This window comes from Occultella gossypii (assembly GCF_019947135.1).
Taxonomy (GTDB): domain Bacteria; phylum Actinomycetota; class Actinomycetes; order Actinomycetales; family Beutenbergiaceae; genus Occultella; species Occultella gossypii.
In genome coordinates this window covers 44,982-63,704 of sequence record NZ_JAGSHT010000022.1, presented here as the reverse complement: position 1 = coordinate 63,704, position 18,723 = coordinate 44,982, and the positions used below count along the sequence as shown (strand labels likewise).

Sequence of the window (18,723 nt, the reverse complement as noted above, 5' to 3'; positions counted from 1 at the left end):
CGGTGGTACTTCGCGCGTGCCGCACGGCGAAGGGCTTGTGATTGGGTAGTGGCATGACGAGCCCCGCCGACGCCGAGCACCGGGCTCCCATATTTCGCGGACCATGGTCATACCTCGGATGGCTGGTGCTCCAGCAGCGACGACGGGTCGCGCTGGGGGCGTTCCTCGGCACCGTCTGGATGGTGGGTCTGGTGTTCCCGCCGTACCTGCTCTCCCGGGCCGTCGACGGTCTCGACGACGCCGACCGGGGTGCGGTTCTCGCGTGGTCGGTGGCCCTGGTCGGCTCGGGTGCGGTGCTCGCCTGGTTGGGCATCTGGCGTCACCGGACGATGACGAAGGTACGCATGGATGCCGCATTCCGAACGGTGTCGACGCTCGCAGCACAGTCGATCCAACTCGGTGCCGCCCAGCAGCGGCGCGGCCGAGCCGGAGAGGTGGTGGCCATCGGGAGCGTTGACGCATGGACGCTCGGCCGCAGCCTCACGGTGACCGGGCCCGGCGTGGGAGCCGCCGTCGCCTACGTGGTGATCGCGGTGCTGTTGTTCCAGATCTCGACGCTGCTGGCCGTCGTGGTTCTCTGCGGCGTGCCGGTCCTGGCACTGATCCTGGGGCCCGCGCTCGGCCCGTTGCAGACGGTAGGTGCGGAGTACCGCGCTCAGCAGGGCGCCCTGACGGGCCGGATCGTCGACATCATCGGCGGTCTGACCGTGCTCAACGGTCTTGGCGGCAAGGAGGTCTATGCCGACCGGTTCCGGCAGGCGTCCCAAGACCTGCAGCGTCAGGGCTACCAGGTCGGGCGGGTCACCAGCCTGATCCAGGCGACCGCCCTGGGCGTGCCGACCCTGTTCGTGGCCGTGATCGTGTGGTTGGCAGCGCGGCTGACCGTCGAGCGCGAGATCTCCATCGGCGAGCTGGTCGCGGTCTTCGGGTATGCCGCCGTCCTGGTCGTCCCGGTGTCGTCCTTCATCGAGGGCGCGGTCGATCTCAGTCGCGCGCTGGTCGCCGGCCGCCGGGTGACGGACTTCCTCTCGTTGCAGCGTGGCGACGGCGACAGGGCCAGAGCCGTGCCCGCGGACGGCGATCTCATCGACTCGGTCACGGGACTCGGGGTCGCAGCGGGCACGTTCACCGTGATCGCCACCTCCCGACAGGCCGATGCGGTGGCGCTGGTCGACCGGCTCGGCGGCCTGCGTCCGGGCGCGACCTGGAACGGTGAGCCGATGGCCGAGATGGATCCCGGCGAGCTCCGTCGCCAGCTCCTGGTGGCCGACAACGACGCAGCGCTGTTCGCGGGAACGGTCGGCGAGGTGGTGGCCGGCCGTTACGACGTCGATGAGGACGTGGTGCTGCATGCCCTGCACGTCGCTGCGGCCGACGACCTCGTGCGTGCGCTGCCGGATGGTCTGGCGTCGAGGATCGAGTCCCGTGGAAGCAACCTGTCCGGTGGTCAACGGCAACGACTGCGACTGGCCCGGGCGGTCTTGTCCACCCCGAAGGTGCTGCTGGCGGTCGATCCGACCTCCGCCGTCGACGCCGCCACCGAGGCGAACGTCGTCGAGCGCCTGGTCCGCGCGCGTCAGGGCCGCACCACGGTGGTCACCTCGACATCGATCCTGATGCTGGCGGCGGCCGATCACGTCCATTTCGTGGCCGGCGACCAGCTGGTCGCCAGCGGCACTCACGCCAGCTTGATCCGTGACGTACCCGCCTATGCGGCTCTCGTCCTACGTGGGGAGACCGCTGATCCAGGCAGGCCCGACGACGGCGAAGTCTCGTGAGTGCCCCGCTTCCGATCGCGAAGCCCGCGGAGGTCCGCCAGGCAGCGGCCCGGCTGGTCCGCGCGGATCGAGCCACGTTCGCCGCCGTCATCGGCACGAACTGTGCCGCGGCTGCGGCAGGGCTCCTCGCCCCGTGGCTGGTCGGACAGATCGTCAACAGCGTCCAAGCCGGGCATGGGCTCGCCGAGATCGACCGGCTGGGCCTGCTCGTGGTGCTGGCCGCCGTCGGGCAGTTCGCTCTCGGCTACCTCGCCCGCTATCTGGGGTACCGCTTCGGTGAACGAACGGCCGCGCGCCTGCGCGAGCAGCTGACCGACGCTCTGATGCGGCTGCCCGCGCGCACGGTGGAGCGGGCTGGAACCGGGGACCTGACCTCGCGGGCCACCACCGACGCCGGACTTGTCGCCACGGTTCTGCGCGATGCCGCGCCGGAGGTGTTGTTCGCGCTGATCCAAGCGTTGATCGTGCTGACCGCGCTGTTCCTGCTGTCGCCGGCACTGGGCGGGGTGGCGCTGGTCGCGCTGCTCGCGATCCCGCTCGTGATGCGTTGGTACCTGCGTCGAGCACGGCCGGCGTACCTGGCCCAGAGCGCATCGCACGCTGAGGTCGCCGATGCGTTGGCCACCACGGCTGCCGGCGCTCGCACCGTCGAACTTCTCGGGCTGCAGGAGCGTCGTCGGGCGGCCTCCGCGGACAGTGTGGCCACGGCCATCACCGCCCAACTCCGGACGCTGCGACTGCGCACGGTGTTCTTCCCGACCATCGACATCTCGACAGCGCTCGCCGTCGGCGCAGTGTTCTGCGTCGGCGGTCTGCTCTACCTCGATCAGGACATCAGCCTCGGCGCTGTGGTCGCCGCCACCCTCTACCTGCGCCAGTTGAGCGGACCGGTCGACACGCTCATGATCTGGATCGAGACGCTGCAGAGCAGCCTCGCCTCGTTCGCCCGCGTCGAAGGTCTCGGCGCCGAGAGCGAGCGGACCACCGCGCCGAGCGCGCCGTCTCCGGTCGACGAGCGCATCGTGATCACCGACGTCTACTACGCCTACGGCGAGACCGGCGACGTGCTCGAGGGCGTGAGCCTGGACGTGCAGGCGGGTGAGCATCTCGCGATCGTGGGTACGTCGGGGGCCGGCAAGACCACCCTTGGGCGCCTCATCGCCGGGATCGACCGCCCGCGCCAGGGGTCGGTCGCCGTCGGCGGCGTCGAGACCGCGGACCTCCCACCCGAGAAGCTCCGCAACCACGTCGTGCTCATCACGCAGGAGCACCATGTCTTCGCCGACTCCCTGCGCGACAACCTCACGATCGCGGCTCCGCATGCCAGCGACGGCGAACTGATCGCCGCGCTCCACGCAGTCGGCGCCGACTGGGTGGACGAGCTCCCGGAAACGCTCGACGCCGACCTGGGCAGCCACGAGCTCAGCGGTGCTCAGGCCCAGCACGTCGCTCTCGCCCGCGTGCTTCTCGCGGACCCCCACACCATCGTTCTGGACGAGGCCACCGCCCTCCTCGATCCCCGCGCGGCCCGTCACACCGAACGCGCGCTCGCCGCAACCGCACAGGGGCGAACGGTGATCGCCGTGGCACACCGACTCCACACGGCTCGAGACGCCGACCGCATCGCGGTGATGGACGCCGGCCGTATCACCGAGCTCGGCACACATGACGAGCTCTCGGCGACCGACGGCGCGTACGCCACGCTCTGGCGCGCGTGGACGGGCCGATCGTCAGAGTTCGGTTGACCGGTGCGGCGAGTCGCTCAGTGCAGCGATCGCTTGCGCTGCCAGGTGCTCGGATCGTGCCGGACGGTGGAAGCCGTAGCCTCCGTCGTCGTCCAGCACGGGTGTCTGCCCGGCACGCACAGCCTCGCGGTACTCGAGGCACGCCAACCACAGCGGTCGGATGTTGAGCACCGCGGGCAGCCGGGCGATCTCCTCATCGGTCAGTGAGACATGCTGGCGGTAGCCGCGCATGACGGCATCAACGAATTCGGGCCGACCTTCCGACGCCGTGCGTAGTAGCCACGCCAACGCCGGCAGTCTCGGACCACGACCGGACCCCGCCCAACCGACGATGCTCAGTTCGCCGGGCGCACCGAGAGCAGCCCACGCGTGGAAGTTGCTGTGCGTGAACGCTTCGGGCAACTGCTCGGCATCGTCCGCGGACTCGACGTGGTCACGCAGCCGCTCGAACGTCTCCCGCCCCGGCGGTGCGACCTTGTCCTCGACGCTCACCAGGAACCGCATCGCAGCCACGAGGTCCTGCCGTGGGCGTCCGATGTGGAAGCCGCCGTCGTGTTCCTCCGAGCCGCCGTCGCGGGCGGCTGCGCCGCCTACCGTGGGAAGGGTGTGCAGGCGACTGAGCAGGCTGCCCAGCTCGTGGAGCACCTCCGGCGAGGTCACTCGACCGTGGGCGTCGGTCGGCCGCCCGCCGGCAATGAACTCGGTCAGCAGGACTCCGCTGCCGTCGATGACCGAGACGGCATCGTCGACCGCCGGCCGCTCGGCGGGAAAGCCGTGATCTGCGAGGAAACCGAGGATCTCGGCATCCTCCTGCACGCGGCTGACCCGGTCGGCCGACGACGAGAACACTCGGGCGATCCAGGGTGTCCCCTGCTCGCGCTCGACGATCAACGTCGAGGGGTAGTGGCCGGGCCAGGAGCCACGCGGCCGCGTCCGTGGGTCGTCGTCGATCGGCAGCATCGAGGTGATGCGGATCCCGTAATGCGACTCCAGGTGGACCGTGAGCGCGTCCGGATCGAAGGGCCGCGTGTCGGCGAACGGTCGGCTGATGTTCTCCAGGTCCGCCCGCGCCTGGGTGTAGCGCTGTCCCGTCCTGCGCGCGTGATCGCGAACAGCGCGCTTGAAGCTCCCGCTTCTCGTCATGACAAGCCCTCCTCGATGTGCCCTCGCCCCAGCTGCACGGCACTCGAACAGGCTCGACTCGACTCGACTGACCCTGAGGGCAGGAATCCCCTTCGCCGACATGAGGATCGGCTGGGACGATTCCTCACAGGCTGGGCGCTGGGCGACGCCTGTTCCTGATGCTGCTCGTGATCCGCACGACTGTCAACCAGGGTCCGAACCTCGCCGCGTGGCACGAACGACCGTTCCCGGAAACCACAGGCGGCCTCGGGCGGCTCGACCGAGGACCGCTGACCGGATCCTCGGTGGCGGGCAGAATGGCGTGATGCTCAGCACCCGACGTGTCCGTCACCACCGCGTGTCAGCGACGCTCGCCGCCTGCGACGACGACGAGTTGGCGGCGATGCTCCAGGGTGCGTCCACCAGCACTGTGGGAGTGGGCGGTGGCTCCTCGGTGCTCGACATCGACGGCATCTCGGTGTTCGCCAAGCGGATTCCGATCACCGACCGGGAACTGGCGCATCCGCACAGCACAGCGAATCTGTTCGACCTGCCGACCTCCTGCCAGTACGGCATGCACCGCCTCGCCGGCCCGGGCTTCGGCGCGTGGCGCGAACTGGCCGCGAACACCGCCGTCACCGAGGGAGTCCTACGCGGTGAGTCCGAGGCCTTCGCCCTGCTGCACCACTGGCGGGTGCTACCGGGCCGCCCACCCGTCGCGTCCGAGCACCGGGACATCGAGGCGGTCGTCGCCCAGTTCGGAGGCGACCCTGCCGTGCGGTCCCGCTTCGAGGAACTGGCCCGCGCGAGCTTCAGCCTCGTGCTCTTCCTCGAGTACCTCCCCGATCGGCTGCTCGACATGCTGAGCGACCCGGTGGCCAGTGCCGAGACGGTCGAGCGGCAACTCTTCGAGGCCGTCGCGTTCCTGCGTGGCCGCGAGGTGCTGCACCTGGATGGACACTTCGGCAACATGCGGGCCGACGATGATCAGATCTACCTCGTTGATCTCGGGCTGGCCACGTCGCCTCGCTTCGACCTGTCCGACGCCGAGCGCGACTTCGTCGCACGCAACGTCGACCACGATGCCGACTACGCGGCTATGCGACTGGTGAACTGGCTGGTCACCACGGTGGGTGGGGTGCCGGTGCCGGCGGAGATCAGCGGTGGTCCCGCCGCACGCAACGCCTATGTGCGTCGGTGCGCGAGCGGCGACATCCCGCACGATCTGCCGGCGGCAGTGGCGGACATCCTCGCCCGGCATGCTCCCGCTGCAGCCGAGATGAACGACTTCTGCTGGCGCCTGTTCGACGGCGACATCCACGCGCAGTATCGGGGGCCCACGGCAGGTCTGCGGTCGCTGGCAGACTCCGAGCATGAGTGACGCCGGATCGATCCAATGGCACGGCGTGACGCGGTCGTGGGGGGACGGTCCCGAAGTCGTGTTTCTCAGCAATCCACTCGCCGATCCCGTCATGTGGTCAGAGCCGGTCCGTCCTCGCCTGCTGGAGCTCGGGTACCGGGTCACCACGTTCGAGCACCGTTGCACCGGCCTCGACTGGCGTAGCGCCGTCGCCTGCACCACCGACTTCGTGCGATCCCGGCCCGATCCGGTTGCTGTCGTCGGCTGGTCGCAGGGCGGCGCGCTGGCCCAGGAGGTCGCCCTGGCCCTACCGGAGCACGTCACCTGCGCAGCGCTGCTGGCCACCTACGGGCGTCAGAACGAGATCGACAAGACGCTCCAGGAGTGCTGGGACCTCCTCGCGGAGGGAGGCGATGAACTCGCGCCGCTGCGGCTGGCGATGTCGCTGCTGACCGCCTTCCCGCCGGCGCGGCTTGCCGACGACACCTTCGTTGCGCGAATGCGCCAGACCGGGCCCGAATGGGCAGGTCGCCCGGACCCGGCCCGGCGCCGGCGGTCGGCGCAGTTCATCGCGACCTATCAGGACCGTCTCGAGGCGCTCAGCCGGGTCAGTGTTCCGGTCCTGGTCATGGCCTTCGCCCTCGACGCCGACACCTTCGCCGACCGCGCCCGCGAAGTCGCCGAAGCGATCCCCGATGCCGACTTCATGGAGCTGCCCGGACTGGGACACGCCGCTCCCATCAGCGACCCGGACCGGGTCTGGCCGCCGGTGCTCGAGTTCCTGCAGCGGCATCACACCGGTCGAACGGTACGGAGCGCATCGCGCCGACCGTCCATCAGCGACTCCGGGAACCTCTCGACGGGCACTACGGCGTCTCGAGCGTGGCGAACCGGATCGTGTCACGGGCGTCGCCGTCCGGGTAGGCGCCGGTCTCGTACAGGAGCCCGACGACGCCGGGCGCCAGCACGGCCAGATCCGAGTAGCCGGCCCGGTCATCGCTGAGCGGTCCCACCTCGGACCAGGTCACGGCATCGTCGTCGCTGCGCCAGATCGTCATGGTGCGCCGCGTGTCCGGGTCCGACGGCGAACTGAACAGGACCGCGGTCCCGGGTGGCGCCGGTGCACCCACGGGGGCCACCCGCACCACCGAGCCCTGGATCCTCGGCGTGGTGATCAGGTCGGGGACTCCGGCGAACGGCGCCTCGAAGCTGTCGCCGCCATCGGTGGAGACAGCGTGCTGCCGGGTGAGCGGCGCGTAGGAGTTCTGCCGAGCGAACGCGTGCAGGCGCCCGCCCGCCGTCTCCACGAGGCCGAGTTCCTGCGGGATGTCGCCGCCTTCCCCGCCGGTGACGGTCGCACCACGGAACCACGTCTGCCCGGCGTCGTCGCTGCAGAGGAGCCCGCCGTGGCAGGCACCGTCGACGTCGTAGTTGATGCCCACCAGCAATCGGCCGGCACGCGGGCCCTCACCGAGCTCCAGACCATGCTGCGGACCTGTCGCGAACCACCCCACGCCGTCGGGCAGGACGTGGGAGATGTTCCGTGCCGGCGAGAAGGTCCTGCCGTCGTCATCGCTCACCTGGGCGAACGGAGTGCGCGTGCGCACGCCCGCCGGATTGTGGCAACTGAGCAGGGCCACCCGGCCGGCGTGTGGTCCCCGGGTGACGACCACCGGCGCCGGGTTGCCCCGGGTCGCCTGGCCGTCAGGACCGGTGAGCCCGGAGTCGTCCTGCCCGGCGCCGCGCAGCAGGACCTGCAGCGGCCCCCAGGTGGCACCGCCGTCGGTGGAGCGGCGCAGCACCAGGTCGATCGGTGCGGCGTCATGACACCAGGCGTCGGTGTGGATCGCTGGCATCCTGCCCTCGGCGAATGCGAGCAGGGTGCCTGCCGGAGTTCGGACCAGGGCCGGGATGCGGAAGCACTGGTAGCCGTGGGTATCGCGTTCGAAGACGGTGATCGGCGCGGGCATGTGAAAGCTCCTGTGGCTGAGTGGCGGGTCGTGGTGACGGCGGGGCGCTGCGGAGTCAGCCCTTGACGGCGCCGATCATCATCCCCTTGGCGAAGTGCCGCTGCAGGAACGGATACACGATCAGGATCGGGACCAGCGAGACGACGAGGATCGCCATCTGCAGCGACGGTTGGGCGGGCAGGTTCTCGGCGACGCTGAGGTCGGTGTTGGACAGTGCCGTCTCGTTGATCACGTAGGTACGCAGCACGAGCTGCAGCGGCCAGAGCCCGGAGTCGTTGAGGTAGATGAGCGCGTTGAAGTACGCGTTCCAGTAGCTCACCGCGTAGAACAGGCCGATCACGGCCAGGACCGCCTTCGAGAGGGGGATCACGATCCCCGAGAAGATCCGCCACTCGCCGGCGCCGTCGATGCGGGCACTCTCCAGCAGCTCAGCTGGGATGTTCATGAAGAACGAGCGCAGCACCACCACGTTGAAGCCGCTGATCATGGTCGGCAGGATGAGTGCCCACAGGGTGTCGATCAGGCCGACGCCTCGCACCAGCAGGTAGGTGGGGATGATCCCCGCAGAGAACAGCATCGAGAACAGGATGATGAGCAGCATCGGCCGGCTGGCGAAGGAGCCGGGCCGGGACAGCCCGTACGCGAGCAGGCACGAGGTGAACAGGCTCAGCGCCGTACCCACGACGGTCACGCCGACGCTGATCAGCGCCGCCTGGGTGACGACGCCACCGGAGAGGATCGAGCGGTAGGCATCCAGGTTCACCGCGTCCGGCCAGAGCACCAGTCCGCCGGCCCTCGAGATCTGGTCACGGGGGGCGATGGACGTGGAGATGATTGCAACGAACGGCGCGATCACCACGGCGCAGAAGACTCCGAGGACCAGCGCCTTGGCCAGTTGTACGTACCACGGCGGCAGCGGGGTGCCGAGGACGAGCCGCCGGCCGCGCCGCTGCCGGCTCGGCGGCATCACGGTCCGGTTCGACGGACGTTCCACGGTCCGGGTCGCGCTCATGACTTGTAGACCCCCTGTTCTCCGAAGATGTGGGCGACCTTGTTCGCGCCGAGCACGAGGATCACCCCGACCACGCCCTTGACCAGACCCACGGCGGCCGAGACGCCCCATTGCCCGCCGACGATGCCGTTGTTGTAGACGTACGTATCGAGGACCTCGCTGACGCCGCGTCCGACGGCGGCCTGCTGCAGGATGATCTGCTCGAAGCCGACCGAGAGCGAGTCGCCGAGGCGCAGGATGAACAGCAGGATGATCACGCCCTTGAGCGCGGGCAGCGTGATGTGCCACATCTGCCGCAGCCGTCCTGCGCCGTCGACGGCGGCAGCCTCATAGAGCTGAGGATCGACCGTGGAGAGCGCCGCAAGGAAGATGATCGTGGCCCAGCCGGTGTCCTTCCAGATGATCTGGGCGGTCAGCAGCAGGTGGAAGACGTCCGGGTTGCCGATGATCTCCAGGGCCGCCATGTCATGGCTACGCAGGAAGTTGTTCAGCAGTCCACTGCCCCCGAGCATCTGCTGGAAGACCGCGACCACGATCACCCAGGACAGGAAATGCGGCAGGTACAGCACGTTCTGCACGAGCCTCTTGATCCGGTCCGAGAACAGGCTGTTCAGCAGGAGTGCGAGCACGATCGGCGCGGGAAACACCAACAGTGCCTGCAGCCCCGTGAGGATCAGGGTGTTCCGCAGCGCGGCCAGGAACGCGGGGTCGCCGTTGAAGATGATCCGGAAGTTCTCCAGCCCCACCCATGGGCTCTCTCCGATGCCGAGGAACGGCTGGTAGGCCTTGAACGCGATGACGTTGCCGAGCAGCGGCACGTACTGGAACAACAGCACGGCCAGCATGCCGGGCAGCGCGAACAGCACCAGCATGCGGTCCCGGCTCAGCCGGCGCCACCATGGCAACCGCGGCCGCCGGTGTGCGGCGCCGACCGGCTTGCTCGGCGCCGCGGCGACCGGTGGTGCGAGCCGCTCAGCCGTGCTCGGCGGCATACGCCTCCTCCAACTCACCCCGGATGGCGTCGCCACCGTTGACGCGCCAGGTCTCGACGGCGTCGGTGAAGGTCTCGATGCCCGCGTTCCCCTGCACCACCTGGTTCATGGCGTCGTTGACGGCGCCCTCGAGCTGGGCGTTCATGCGGGACTTGGTCTCCGAGTACAGGCCGTACGACGCGTCGTCGACGAGGCGATCGACCATCGCGGCCTGCACTGCGGCCTGCGTCTCGGGGACGTCGGGGCGGCCGGGCAGGTAGAGCGCCATGGGAGCGTCGCTGATGTACTGCAGGCCGATCCCGACCTCGGAGCTGCCGAGCGCGGTAGGCACCGGGTCCGTCCCGGTCAGCTCGTAGTGCTCGCCCTCCACACCGAACTTGCGGAACAGGTACTCCTCGGTGCCGAACGGTGCGGCCATCCAGTTCGCGATCGCGAGCAGGACCTCGGGGTCGTGCGTGGTCTCGGCGTTGAATGCGGTGATGTTGTTGTTCGCCGCACCCATCCAGGGAGATCCCTGGCCGCCGTCCCGTCCCGGCACGTCGAGCATGTTGAGCCGCATCTCGGTGATGGTCGGGTTGTCCGTGTAGAACTGGTTCCACGCGACGAAACTGTCGTGGATGAAGGTCGCCGTCCCAGCGGCGAGCCACTGCTTCTTCGCACCACCGGTGGCCGTGTACGCGTCCGGGTTCACGACCCCGGCGGCCCAGACCGCGATCATGTCCTCGATCGCGCCGAGCATCTCCTCCGTCTCGTACATGTGGGTGAAGGCGCCACCATCCTCGGCCCAGAGGTAGGGCGTGCCCCACATCTGCTGGATGTACTGGGAGGGCATCGAGGCCCACGCCCACCGATTGGCTCCCGGCGCCGTCATCTCGGCGCAGAGGTCCATGAACTCGTCGAAGCTGCCCGGATTAGCCTCGCTGATGCCCGCCGCCTCGGTCAGGTCCTGGCGGTAGATCGGGGCCGATGTGCGCGACATGCCGCGGGGCACCGGGACCGCGAAGATCTTGCCGTTGAAGCGGGTGTCCGGCCAGGACTGGGGCGGCAGGTTCGCCAGGAACGGGTAGTCCAGCACGGCGTCGCCCGAGAGGTACTCGGTCAGGTCGAGGCAGGTGGCTTCGAGCAGGTCCGGTAGCTGGGCCACGTCCTTCGGGATGTTCAGGATGTCCGGGATGTCCCCACCGGCGATGCGGGTGGCGAACTTGTCCTTGTACTCGTCGTTGGAGGACATCGAGATCTCGAGCGGCGAGCCGATCCGCTCCTCGACCGCCTGCCAGAACGAGTTGGAGTCCCGGGTGGGCGGGATGGCCCCCGGGATGTTGGTCATGAAGCTGATGACCTCACCGTCGCCGAGGTCATCGGTGATCATGCGCTCGGGGCCCGAGGGGTAGGCGCGGAACCCCTCGTTCATCCCTTCCGCGGCGGCTGGGAAGTCCGGGGTGGCACCCTCGAACCGCTGGTAGGTCGGAAGGTCGACGGTCGCGCCGCCGCCGCCTCCGCCACCACCTCCGCCGCCGCTTGGCGACCCCTCGCTGGAACAACTGGCGAGCACGCCGCCGCCGAGTGCAGCGACGGCTGCGGCGACCCCGCCCCTGAGCACGGTGCGTCGGTCTGTCTCTAGGAACTTCAATGAACGCGACATCCGGTTCTCCTTCGGACCTGGACTGGTACAAGACCGAGCCACTATGACATAGTACGTCCCATGTCCTCAAGAGCCCAGATCTCGGGTCCTCCGGCGGCTGCGAACGAGCGCGAACTCTTCACGGCGGGCACGCTCGGCTACGCCTCGTTCCGGATCCCGGCCCTGCTCGCATCGGGTCGACACCTGCTGGCGTTCTGTGAGGGACGCCGCGACTCAGCCGGCGACACCGGTCGGATCGACGTGGTGGTGCGGCACTCCACCGACTCCGGCTCCACCTGGGCACCGATGACCGTGGTGGCCCGGCGCCCGGACCACACGACCGGCAACCCGATGCCGTTCCTCACCGCAGCAGGCGAGGTCGTCCTGCTGACGGTCACCAACGGGGCGTCGGTCTCCGAGTCGGACCTGATGCGCCCGGGGGTCGCCGAGGACGACCGGCGCCGCGTCTGGGTCCAGCGCGCACCGAGCCCTGGTGAACCGTTCGGCAACCCGATCGAGATCACCGACCAGGTTCGTCGCCCGGACTGGGGCTGGTTCGCCACCGGTCCCGGTCACGGGCTCACGCTCGCCAACGGTCCGCACCGCGGCCGTCTGGTCGCGGCGTGCACCCACTCGGTCCTCTCCGACGCGCCCGGTGACCACGCCTACGGCGGCCATCTGCTCCTCAGCGACGACGACGGTCATACCTGGCGAGTCGGCGCCGTAGACTCCACGGCACGTCCGGCGGGTGCGGCGCTGAACCCGAACGAGGCCACGGCCGCGGAACTGCCCGACGGCGTCGTGTACGTCAACGCGCGCAACCAGGCTCGCGTAGGTGGTCGCCTGGGCGCGTGGTCCGAGGACGCCGGGGAGGGATTTCGGGCGCCCTTCCGCCCGCACCCGGAACTCGCCGTACCCGCGGTCCAGGGCAGCATGCTGGCCACCGGCGCCGATGAGTTGTGGCTGAGCACCCCGGGGCATCGAACCGAACGCCGCGACGTCACCCTCTGGCGCAGCGGCGACGCCGGCGCCACCTGGACCCGCGGCCCCGTGCTGCACGAAGGTCCCGGGGCCTACAGCGACCTGACACTCCTGTCGAACGGGTCGCTCGCAGCCCTCGTCGAGTGCGGGTCGCAATCCGCGTACGAATCCATACGCTTCATCCAGTTCAGCCCTACGGAAGGAATCTCGTGACGAGCCACGGCCGCCTCGCCGGCGTCATCCCACCCCTGTGCACCCCACTCACACCCGACGGGAGGGTCGACGAAACTTCACTGGATCGGCTCGTCGACCACCTGATCGAGGGCGGCGTCCACGGACTTTTCGTGCTCGGCACCACCGGTGAGGTCAGCGGACTCACCGACGCCCAGCGCGAACTGGTGGTCGCAGCCACGGTGGCGCGGGCGGCCGGACGACTGCCCGTGCTTGCCGGCGCGATCGACACGGGTACGGACCGGGTGGTGGACCAGGCACGGCGCGCCGCGGCCGCGGGTGCGGATGCCGTGGTGGTGACCGCGCCGTTCTACGCGGCGACGCATCCCGAGGAGATCCGCCGGCACTTCGCCGAGGTCGCGGCGCGCGTGGACGTGCCGGTAGTGGCCTACGACATTCCGTCCAAGGTGGGCACGAAACTGTCGCCGGACACGGTCATCGAGCTCGCCACCGAAGGTGCGATCGTCGCCGTCAAGGACTCCAGCGGCTCCGACGTCTCCTTGCGCGCCCTGTTGTCGCGGCGGTCCGCACGGGGCCTTGACCTGTCCATCTTCACGGGGTCCGAGCTCACCGTCGACTACGCGATCGGGCTGGGCTGCGACGGTGTGGTGCCGGGTCTGGGCAATGTGGACCCGGCCGGCTACCGGCTTCTGTTCGACCTGGCCCGCGCGGGCAAGGTCGAACAGGCACGCGCCGAGCAGGACCGCCTCTTCGAACTGTTCAGGATCACCACCGTCGCCGACAGGGCCCAGCGGTCGGCCACCTCGGCCGCTCTCGGCGCGTTCAAGGCAGCCCTGGTGGACCTGGGGGTGATCGCCGGAGCCACGCTGGCGCGACCCGGCGTACCCCTCGACGAGGCGGAGCGGGCAGAGGTCTGCGCACTCATCGCCGAGTTCGGACCGCGGATCGGTGCGATAGTAGGTGTTGGAACGATCGGATCGGGAAGCGAGGAGCCCGCGGGGCAATGACGACGCAGAGCGGAGCAGGACGGGCCCTGGCCAGCCAGGCCGTGACCCGGACCAGGATCCGCGACCTGATCGTCGAACGCAGGCTGAAGGCCGGCGACCCGCTGCCCACCGAACCGGAGTTGATGGCCGAACTCGGCGTCTCCCGGAACTCGCTGCGCGAGGCGATCAAGGCCATGCAGGCCGTCGGCATCATCGACGTGCGGCACGGCTACGGGACGTTCGTCGGCTCGGCCGGGCTGAAGTCCCTGGAGGAAGGGCTCGGCTTCCGGCTCTCCCTCTCCGCGAGCGGAGACCTCACCGACGTCCGGGAACTGCTGCAGTTGCGGCGCGCCCTCGAGGTCGGCCTCGCCCACGAGGTCACCGCGTACTGGTCCCAGGGCTCGCGGGCGCCGCTGGAGGCTGTGGTCGCGGAGATGGATGCGGCCGCGGCCGAGGGCCGGTACTTCCCTGATGAGGACTGGCGCTTTCACGCCACTATGTATGAGCCCTTGAACAACGGTCTGATCCTCGACCTGCTCCGCGTCTTCTGGCGGACCTTCCAGCACGTCGACGAAAAACTGCCGGGTCCGCGCTACACGCCCACGGATGCCGTGAGCTGGCACCGGGAGATCTGCGATGCACTCGCCTCCGGTGAGCCTGAGCGCGTGGCCCAGTCCCTCGTCGACCACTTCGACGGGATCAGCGTTCGGCTCGCCGCAGCCGGGAAGCCCGGCACCACGATCACGAAGGACTGATCGCAGACTCCCCCACGATCTGCCGTGACGACCGGACAAGCCGTCGAAGTGAGCGTGGACGGCTCGAACCCTGAACTTCACGATGTCGGCCTCTCTCAGCGTGCGCGACTGCTCCGCCGCCGGAACGTGCCAGGGCGGACGGGCGGTTACGACACGCCTGTGACGTCTGCCGGGTGGGGTGGTCGGGTCTGTGGATGGTGTGGCATCCGGGGGTGATTCGGTCGGTCGTGGGGACTGTTCGAGGGTCTGGTGCCTCGTTGTCCACAATGGGTTGACATCCTCCTTGTCTCGTCGGTCAACTCCCGTAGCGTGGTTCTCACTAGCACACACGTTCGAGGGTGGGGGTGAGGATCATGGACTGGACCACGGGTCAGACGCCGGGCGAGGGCGCACCCGAGCAGGGCACCGGTCCGGTGGACCTCGCCTCGGACCCGCGGCGCGAGGCCAGCCTGGGTGCGTTGTTGGGCGGGTCGTTGGATGACCGGCTCTTCGTCCTCGACTGTGTCACCGCCGCGATTGCGGCCGCGGACCCGTTCGAGGAGCAGCATGAGCACACCGGGCGGGTGTTGGGTGCGGCGAGTGTGCGGGCGCACCGCGATATCGAGATCCTGACCGGTCGGCGGTTGGACTGGCTCGCGGCCGAGCGCGCCGAGGGCATGTGGGACTTGTCTGGGAAGGTCCGCACCTACCCCCAGCACGTCGCGCGCACCCACAGGATGTCCTTCGCGCGGGCCGCGCGTGAGGTCCGCCTGGCGGACCGGCTCACCAACGACCTGCCCGAGGTCCGCGCAGCCCTGCGCACCGGCGACCTCGGGGTGGAGCAGGCCGGCCTGATCGCGACCCTCGCGGCCTCGAGCCCGGCCCGCCGGGCCGCACTACGCCTACCCGCACGCGGCATGCGCGACAGTGCTGAAACGGACCCGACCCAGGCGGGCGACGTAGCGCAGACCGGCGAAGGCCCGGAGACGGGCGACGGGCCGGCAACGGGCGACACCACGGAGACAGCCGACACCACGGAGACAGCCGACACCACGCAGGCGGGCGAGGCCGCAGGGGCGGGCGCGGCCGACGATGGGGCGGTCGCGGCCGGCGGTGAGGCGGGCGGGGCTGCGGGCGTGGGTCCGTTCGATGATGATGCGACCGCGGAGTCGGTGATCCTCAAGCTCGCCAGTGCGGGGTCGTTCGAGGACCTGCGGGTGGTGTGCAAGTACTTCGCCGCGCTCTCGGACGCCGAGTCCGACGAGCGCGGCTACCGGGAAGCGTGCGAGCGGGAGTTCTTCGACCTCGCCGCCACCACCGGCGGGTTCCACCTGTCCGGGTTCCTCACCGAAGAACACGGCCACCTGGTCAAGGAAACCCTCGCCGCCCTCACCCCGGTCCCGGCTGCCGGTGATACCCGAACCGCCAGCCAACGCCGCGCCCAAGCCCTCGCCGACGCCGCACAACTCATCCTGAACCAAGGCCTCGCCGGCACCGGCCAATCCGTAAGACCACACATGGGCGTGCTGATCAGCGCCCCCGAATTCGAACACATCCTCGCCACCAGCGCCCACCACGGCTGGGGCACCACCGACACCGGGGCCGAGCACCCCGAGGCCGAGCACCCCGGCGCCGAGCAACCCGGGGCCGGGGCCGCTGGGGTGGACATCCCCGACTGGGCCCGCCTGGACCCCGACACACAGGCACTCCACGCGTGTGACGCGCGGCCGGTGTTCGGTCGGGACCTGCCACCGCTACGACCGGGCACGAGTGGGCTGACGACCCTCAGGGCCCTCGAGGGCGTGGACTGGGCCGCGATCTTGTCCCAACCCCCAGCGACCTGGGCCGACGGCACCGGCCCCGTCCCACCCTCAGTACTACGCCGGATCGCCTGCGGCGGCGAGATCTACCGCGTCATCTTCGGCCCCGACTCCGAAATCATCAACGTCGGACGCGCCCACCGCCGCTTCACCAACGCCCGACGCCGAGCCATGATCGCCAGAGACCGGCACTGCACCTACCCCGGCTGCGCCGCCCCACCGCCACTGTGCGAGGGACACCACTCCGTCGTCCACTGGGCCGACGGCGGCGACACCGACCTGCACAACGGCGCCCTCCTATGCTTCTACCACCACCGCTACGTCGACACCCACCAGATCACCATGATCTGGAACGGCGGAGAATGGCAATTCTTCACCAAAGACGGCGACCAGATCCACGGCCCCGGCCCCTAACCAGCACGCACGCCCCCGGGGCGTGCCGACCGGGCTGTCCAGGTTGGTCGCGACAACGGCGATCGAGCCGGCGCGCTGGCTCAGGACCGCCCGTGCCGTCACGCTCGCCCGTACCCACGTTCCTCGATGGCGCAGCCAGGCGCGCACCCCTTCCGACTACCAGGTGTCGTGGTGCAGCACCGAGTCCACGCCTTCGCGCGGCGCCGGTCGGAACGTCTCCCCGGTGAAGTACGCGGTCGGGAGCAGCACCCCCTGGCGCACATGTGCGGGCACGCCGAGCAGATCGGCGACCTCCCGCTCATACGGCAGATGCAGCGTGGTCCAGGCCGTGCCCAACCCGCGGGCACGGGCAGCGAGCGCGTAGCTCCACGCCGCTGGGAGCAGCGACCCCCACAGGCCCGCCTGGTTCCCCTCAGGCAGCTCGGGAGCCTCGATCGCGGCGATGGTCAGCACCGGAACCCGGCCCATGACCTCGGCGAGATGGTCGGAGGAGGATGCCACACGGGCCTGGGCAGCGACGCGGCCGGACGGGACGGGGCGGCTCGCCCGTTGGCTCCGATAGGCGCCGTAGGAGCGGGCGTAGTACTCGCCGATGGCGGCGCGCTTGGCCTCGTCGGTCACCACGATCCAGTGCCATGCCTGCCGGTTGCCGCCGCTCGGGGCCTGCAGTGCCACCTCGATGCACTCCCGGACCAGGCCGAAGGGGACCGGGCGGTCGAGGTCGAGGCGCTTGCGCACCGAGCGGGTCGTGCTGAGCAGTTCATCCGGGGACAGCGAGAGCGTCATGTCTAGATCCTGCCCCAACCCGGCCGCTCCCCCGGTCCGGGCCGCGATGGCTCACATGGCGGACAGCGGATCTCACCGCTATGACAGGCGAATGTGTCGCGGCACGCGCCCTCGAAGGCCTGCCCGAGCCCGCCGCGACGGTAGCGTGTCGGCGTGCAACGACACCACGAGCCGATCGCGTCCGCCCTCGACCACCACCTCCCGAATCGCGAGGCCGCACGATGACCGGCGCGGGACTGGTACTCGGGGCGTACGCGCTGTTCGCCGGCCGTGAGCCCGACGAACTCCCCGATGCCTACCGTGCCCTTGAGAGCCTCTCTGACGTGGATGCGCTCGAGATCCCCCTCGAGAACGCCGTCGGCGCGACGCCCGGCTGGCAGGCGGGCGCCGACGGGCTGCCGACGCTCGTGCCCGAGGGCTGGGACCTCGTGATCACGTGCATCCCCACGGTGATGGGCCAACTGTCAGCGAACGCGAACTACGGACTCGCGTCGACGGACGCCGATGGCCGCGCGGCAGCGGTCGAGGACGTGCGCCGCGCCCTCATGCTCGCGCAGCGCTCCGCGGACCTGGCAGGTCGGCAGCGCATCCGCGCCATCGAGATCAACAGCGCTCCGACCGGGACCGCGTCCGTCGGTGAGTTCGAGCGGTCCCTGACCGAGCTGCTCGAGTCGGACCCGACCGGCACCACCCTCGCCGTCGAGCACTGCGACGCCCCGCGGCCCGGCCGGAACCCGGAGAAGGGCTTCCTCGAGCTTCACGCCGAGCTCACCGTGATCGAGGCCGTCGCGGACCCCCGGCTCGGCGTCACGGTGAACTGGGGCCGGAGCGCCATCGAAGGCCGCTCCGCCGAGACCCCCGAGGAGCACGTCCGGATGGCGGCGGCGCGCGGCCGACTGGCCGGCCTCATCTTCTCCGGAGCCACCCCCGCGGCCGGGGCCTCGGGTGTGGAATGGCAGGACGGGCACATCGCCCCCCGCGGCGCGGGTGGCGGCGACGCCTGGCCGGAGAGCCTCCTCGGATCCGAGGAGATGCGCTGTACGTTCGCGGCCGCCGCGCCTTCGGCACCGGCCTACCGGGGCCTGAAGGTCACCGCCGGTCCGCCGAGCCGGACCGTGGCGGAACGCCTCAAGGTCGCACGCGACGCCATCGCGATGCTGCTAAACGCGGAACGCCAGGCCGCCGCCACTACCTGCTGAGGCCGTCCTGA

The 18,723-nt window shown here is 69.9% G+C and carries 14 protein-coding genes and 1 pseudogene; 9 read left to right on the top strand and 6 right to left on the bottom strand.

Going from position 1 to position 18,723, the window contains the following annotated elements:
- Positions 1 to 53: 53 nt before the first annotated feature.
- Both KCQ71_RS22280 and KCQ71_RS22275 read left to right on the top strand, forming a co-directional pair.
- Positions 54 to 1,778: an ABC transporter transmembrane domain-containing protein gene (locus KCQ71_RS22280; RefSeq protein ID WP_223410511.1), complete on the top strand. Its 1,725-nt coding sequence runs from the start codon at positions 54 to 56 to the stop codon at positions 1,776 to 1,778.
- On the top strand, positions 1,775 to 3,523 hold the full coding sequence (locus KCQ71_RS22275; RefSeq protein ID WP_223410501.1) for an ABC transporter ATP-binding protein: 1,749 nt from the start codon (positions 1,775 to 1,777) through the stop codon (positions 3,521 to 3,523). Before KCQ71_RS22280 ends, KCQ71_RS22275 begins: the two co-directional genes overlap by 4 nt.
- On the opposite strand, the gene KCQ71_RS22270 is transcribed toward KCQ71_RS22275, so the two are convergent.
- Complete coding sequence (locus KCQ71_RS22270) at positions 3,509 to 4,666, bottom strand: phosphotransferase enzyme family protein (RefSeq protein ID WP_223410499.1); 1,158 nt, start codon at positions 4,664 to 4,666, stop codon at positions 3,509 to 3,511. The genes KCQ71_RS22275 and KCQ71_RS22270 overlap by 15 nt on opposite strands.
- Positions 4,667 to 4,970: 304 nt before the next feature.
- Between KCQ71_RS22270 and KCQ71_RS22265 the strand changes: the two genes are divergently transcribed.
- On the top strand, positions 4,971 to 6,026 hold the full coding sequence (locus KCQ71_RS22265; RefSeq protein ID WP_223410497.1) for a protein kinase family protein: 1,056 nt from the start codon (positions 4,971 to 4,973) through the stop codon (positions 6,024 to 6,026).
- Positions 6,019 to 6,705: pseudogene (locus KCQ71_RS27940) on the top strand (alpha/beta fold hydrolase); the annotation flags it as partial. The gene KCQ71_RS22265 and the pseudogene KCQ71_RS27940, both read left to right, overlap by 8 nt.
- A gap of 166 nt (positions 6,706 to 6,871) precedes the next feature.
- On the opposite strand, the gene KCQ71_RS22255 reads toward KCQ71_RS27940, so the two are convergent.
- The 4 genes from KCQ71_RS22255 to KCQ71_RS22240 are packed head-to-tail and all read right to left on the bottom strand — an operon-like array spanning position 6,872 to position 11,621.
- Positions 6,872 to 7,975 (bottom strand): sialidase family protein, encoded by a 1,104-nt coding sequence (locus KCQ71_RS22255; protein WP_223410495.1) that lies wholly within the window; start codon positions 7,973 to 7,975, stop codon positions 6,872 to 6,874.
- 55 nt (positions 7,976 to 8,030) lie between these two features.
- Entirely contained in the window at positions 8,031 to 8,987 is a 957-nt protein-coding gene (locus KCQ71_RS22250; protein ID WP_223410494.1) for a carbohydrate ABC transporter permease, read from the bottom strand.
- On the bottom strand, positions 8,984 to 9,979 hold the full coding sequence (locus KCQ71_RS22245) for an ABC transporter permease (protein WP_223410492.1): 996 nt from the start codon (positions 9,977 to 9,979) through the stop codon (positions 8,984 to 8,986). Before KCQ71_RS22245 ends, KCQ71_RS22250 begins: the two co-directional genes overlap by 4 nt.
- On the bottom strand, positions 9,960 to 11,621 hold the full coding sequence (locus KCQ71_RS22240) for an extracellular solute-binding protein (protein WP_223410491.1): 1,662 nt from the start codon (positions 11,619 to 11,621) through the stop codon (positions 9,960 to 9,962). Before KCQ71_RS22240 ends, KCQ71_RS22245 begins: the two co-directional genes overlap by 20 nt.
- A 60-nt stretch (positions 11,622 to 11,681) precedes the next feature.
- On the opposite strand from KCQ71_RS22240, the gene KCQ71_RS22235 reads away from it, so the two are divergent.
- From KCQ71_RS22235 to KCQ71_RS22220, 4 genes are all read left to right on the top strand, one after another.
- A complete protein-coding gene (locus KCQ71_RS22235; RefSeq protein WP_223410489.1) occupies positions 11,682 to 12,794 on the top strand; it encodes a sialidase family protein in 1,113 nt (370 codons plus the stop codon).
- The gene (locus KCQ71_RS22230) at positions 12,791 to 13,780 is read left to right on the top strand and encodes a dihydrodipicolinate synthase family protein (RefSeq protein ID WP_223410487.1); all 990 of its coding nucleotides are present in this window, start codon (positions 12,791 to 12,793) and stop codon (positions 13,778 to 13,780) included. Before KCQ71_RS22235 ends, KCQ71_RS22230 begins: the two co-directional genes overlap by 4 nt.
- Positions 13,777 to 14,514, top strand: a complete 738-nt coding sequence (locus KCQ71_RS22225; RefSeq protein ID WP_223410485.1) for a FadR/GntR family transcriptional regulator — start codon at positions 13,777 to 13,779, stop codon at positions 14,512 to 14,514. Before KCQ71_RS22230 ends, KCQ71_RS22225 begins: the two co-directional genes overlap by 4 nt.
- Positions 14,515 to 14,867: 353 nt before the next feature.
- Positions 14,868 to 16,727, top strand: coding sequence for an HNH endonuclease signature motif containing protein (locus KCQ71_RS22220; protein WP_223410483.1), 1,860 nt, complete (start codon positions 14,868 to 14,870; stop codon positions 16,725 to 16,727).
- Positions 16,728 to 16,883: 156 nt separating this feature from the next.
- Here the strand turns inward: KCQ71_RS22220 and KCQ71_RS22215 are convergent, their stop codons facing one another.
- Positions 16,884 to 17,513: a nitroreductase family protein gene (locus KCQ71_RS22215; protein ID WP_223410481.1), complete on the bottom strand. Its 630-nt coding sequence runs from the start codon at positions 17,511 to 17,513 to the stop codon at positions 16,884 to 16,886.
- A gap of 221 nt (positions 17,514 to 17,734) precedes the next feature.
- On the opposite strand from KCQ71_RS22215, the gene KCQ71_RS22210 reads away from it, so the two are divergent.
- The gene (locus KCQ71_RS22210) at positions 17,735 to 18,712 is read left to right on the top strand and encodes a DUF4862 family protein (RefSeq protein WP_223410479.1); all 978 of its coding nucleotides are present in this window, start codon (positions 17,735 to 17,737) and stop codon (positions 18,710 to 18,712) included.
- Positions 18,713 to 18,723: the final 11 nt, after the last annotated feature.

Coding starts and splice junctions, on each gene's coding strand:
- KCQ71_RS22280 (WP_223410511.1), top strand. CDS start 54: ATGACGAGCCCCGCCGACGCCGAGCACCGGGCTCCCATATTTCGCGGA.
- KCQ71_RS22270 (WP_223410499.1), bottom strand. CDS start 4,666: ATGACGAGAAGCGGGAGCTTCAAGCGCGCTGTTCGCGATCACGCGCGC.
- KCQ71_RS22265 (WP_223410497.1), top strand. CDS start 4,971: ATGCTCAGCACCCGACGTGTCCGTCACCACCGCGTGTCAGCGACGCTC.
- KCQ71_RS22255 (WP_223410495.1), bottom strand. CDS start 7,975: ATGCCCGCGCCGATCACCGTCTTCGAACGCGATACCCACGGCTACCAG.
- KCQ71_RS22250 (WP_223410494.1), bottom strand. CDS start 8,987: ATGAGCGCGACCCGGACCGTGGAACGTCCGTCGAACCGGACCGTGATG.
- KCQ71_RS22245 (WP_223410492.1), bottom strand. CDS start 9,979: ATGCCGCCGAGCACGGCTGAGCGGCTCGCACCACCGGTCGCCGCGGCG.
- KCQ71_RS22240 (WP_223410491.1), bottom strand. CDS start 11,621: ATGTCGCGTTCATTGAAGTTCCTAGAGACAGACCGACGCACCGTGCTC.
- KCQ71_RS22235 (WP_223410489.1), top strand. CDS start 11,682: ATGTCCTCAAGAGCCCAGATCTCGGGTCCTCCGGCGGCTGCGAACGAG.
- KCQ71_RS22225 (WP_223410485.1), top strand. CDS start 13,777: ATGACGACGCAGAGCGGAGCAGGACGGGCCCTGGCCAGCCAGGCCGTG.
- KCQ71_RS22220 (WP_223410483.1), top strand. CDS start 14,868: ATGGACTGGACCACGGGTCAGACGCCGGGCGAGGGCGCACCCGAGCAG.
- KCQ71_RS22215 (WP_223410481.1), bottom strand. CDS start 17,513: ATGACGCTCTCGCTGTCCCCGGATGAACTGCTCAGCACGACCCGCTCG.
- KCQ71_RS22210 (WP_223410479.1), top strand. CDS start 17,735: ATGACCGGCGCGGGACTGGTACTCGGGGCGTACGCGCTGTTCGCCGGC.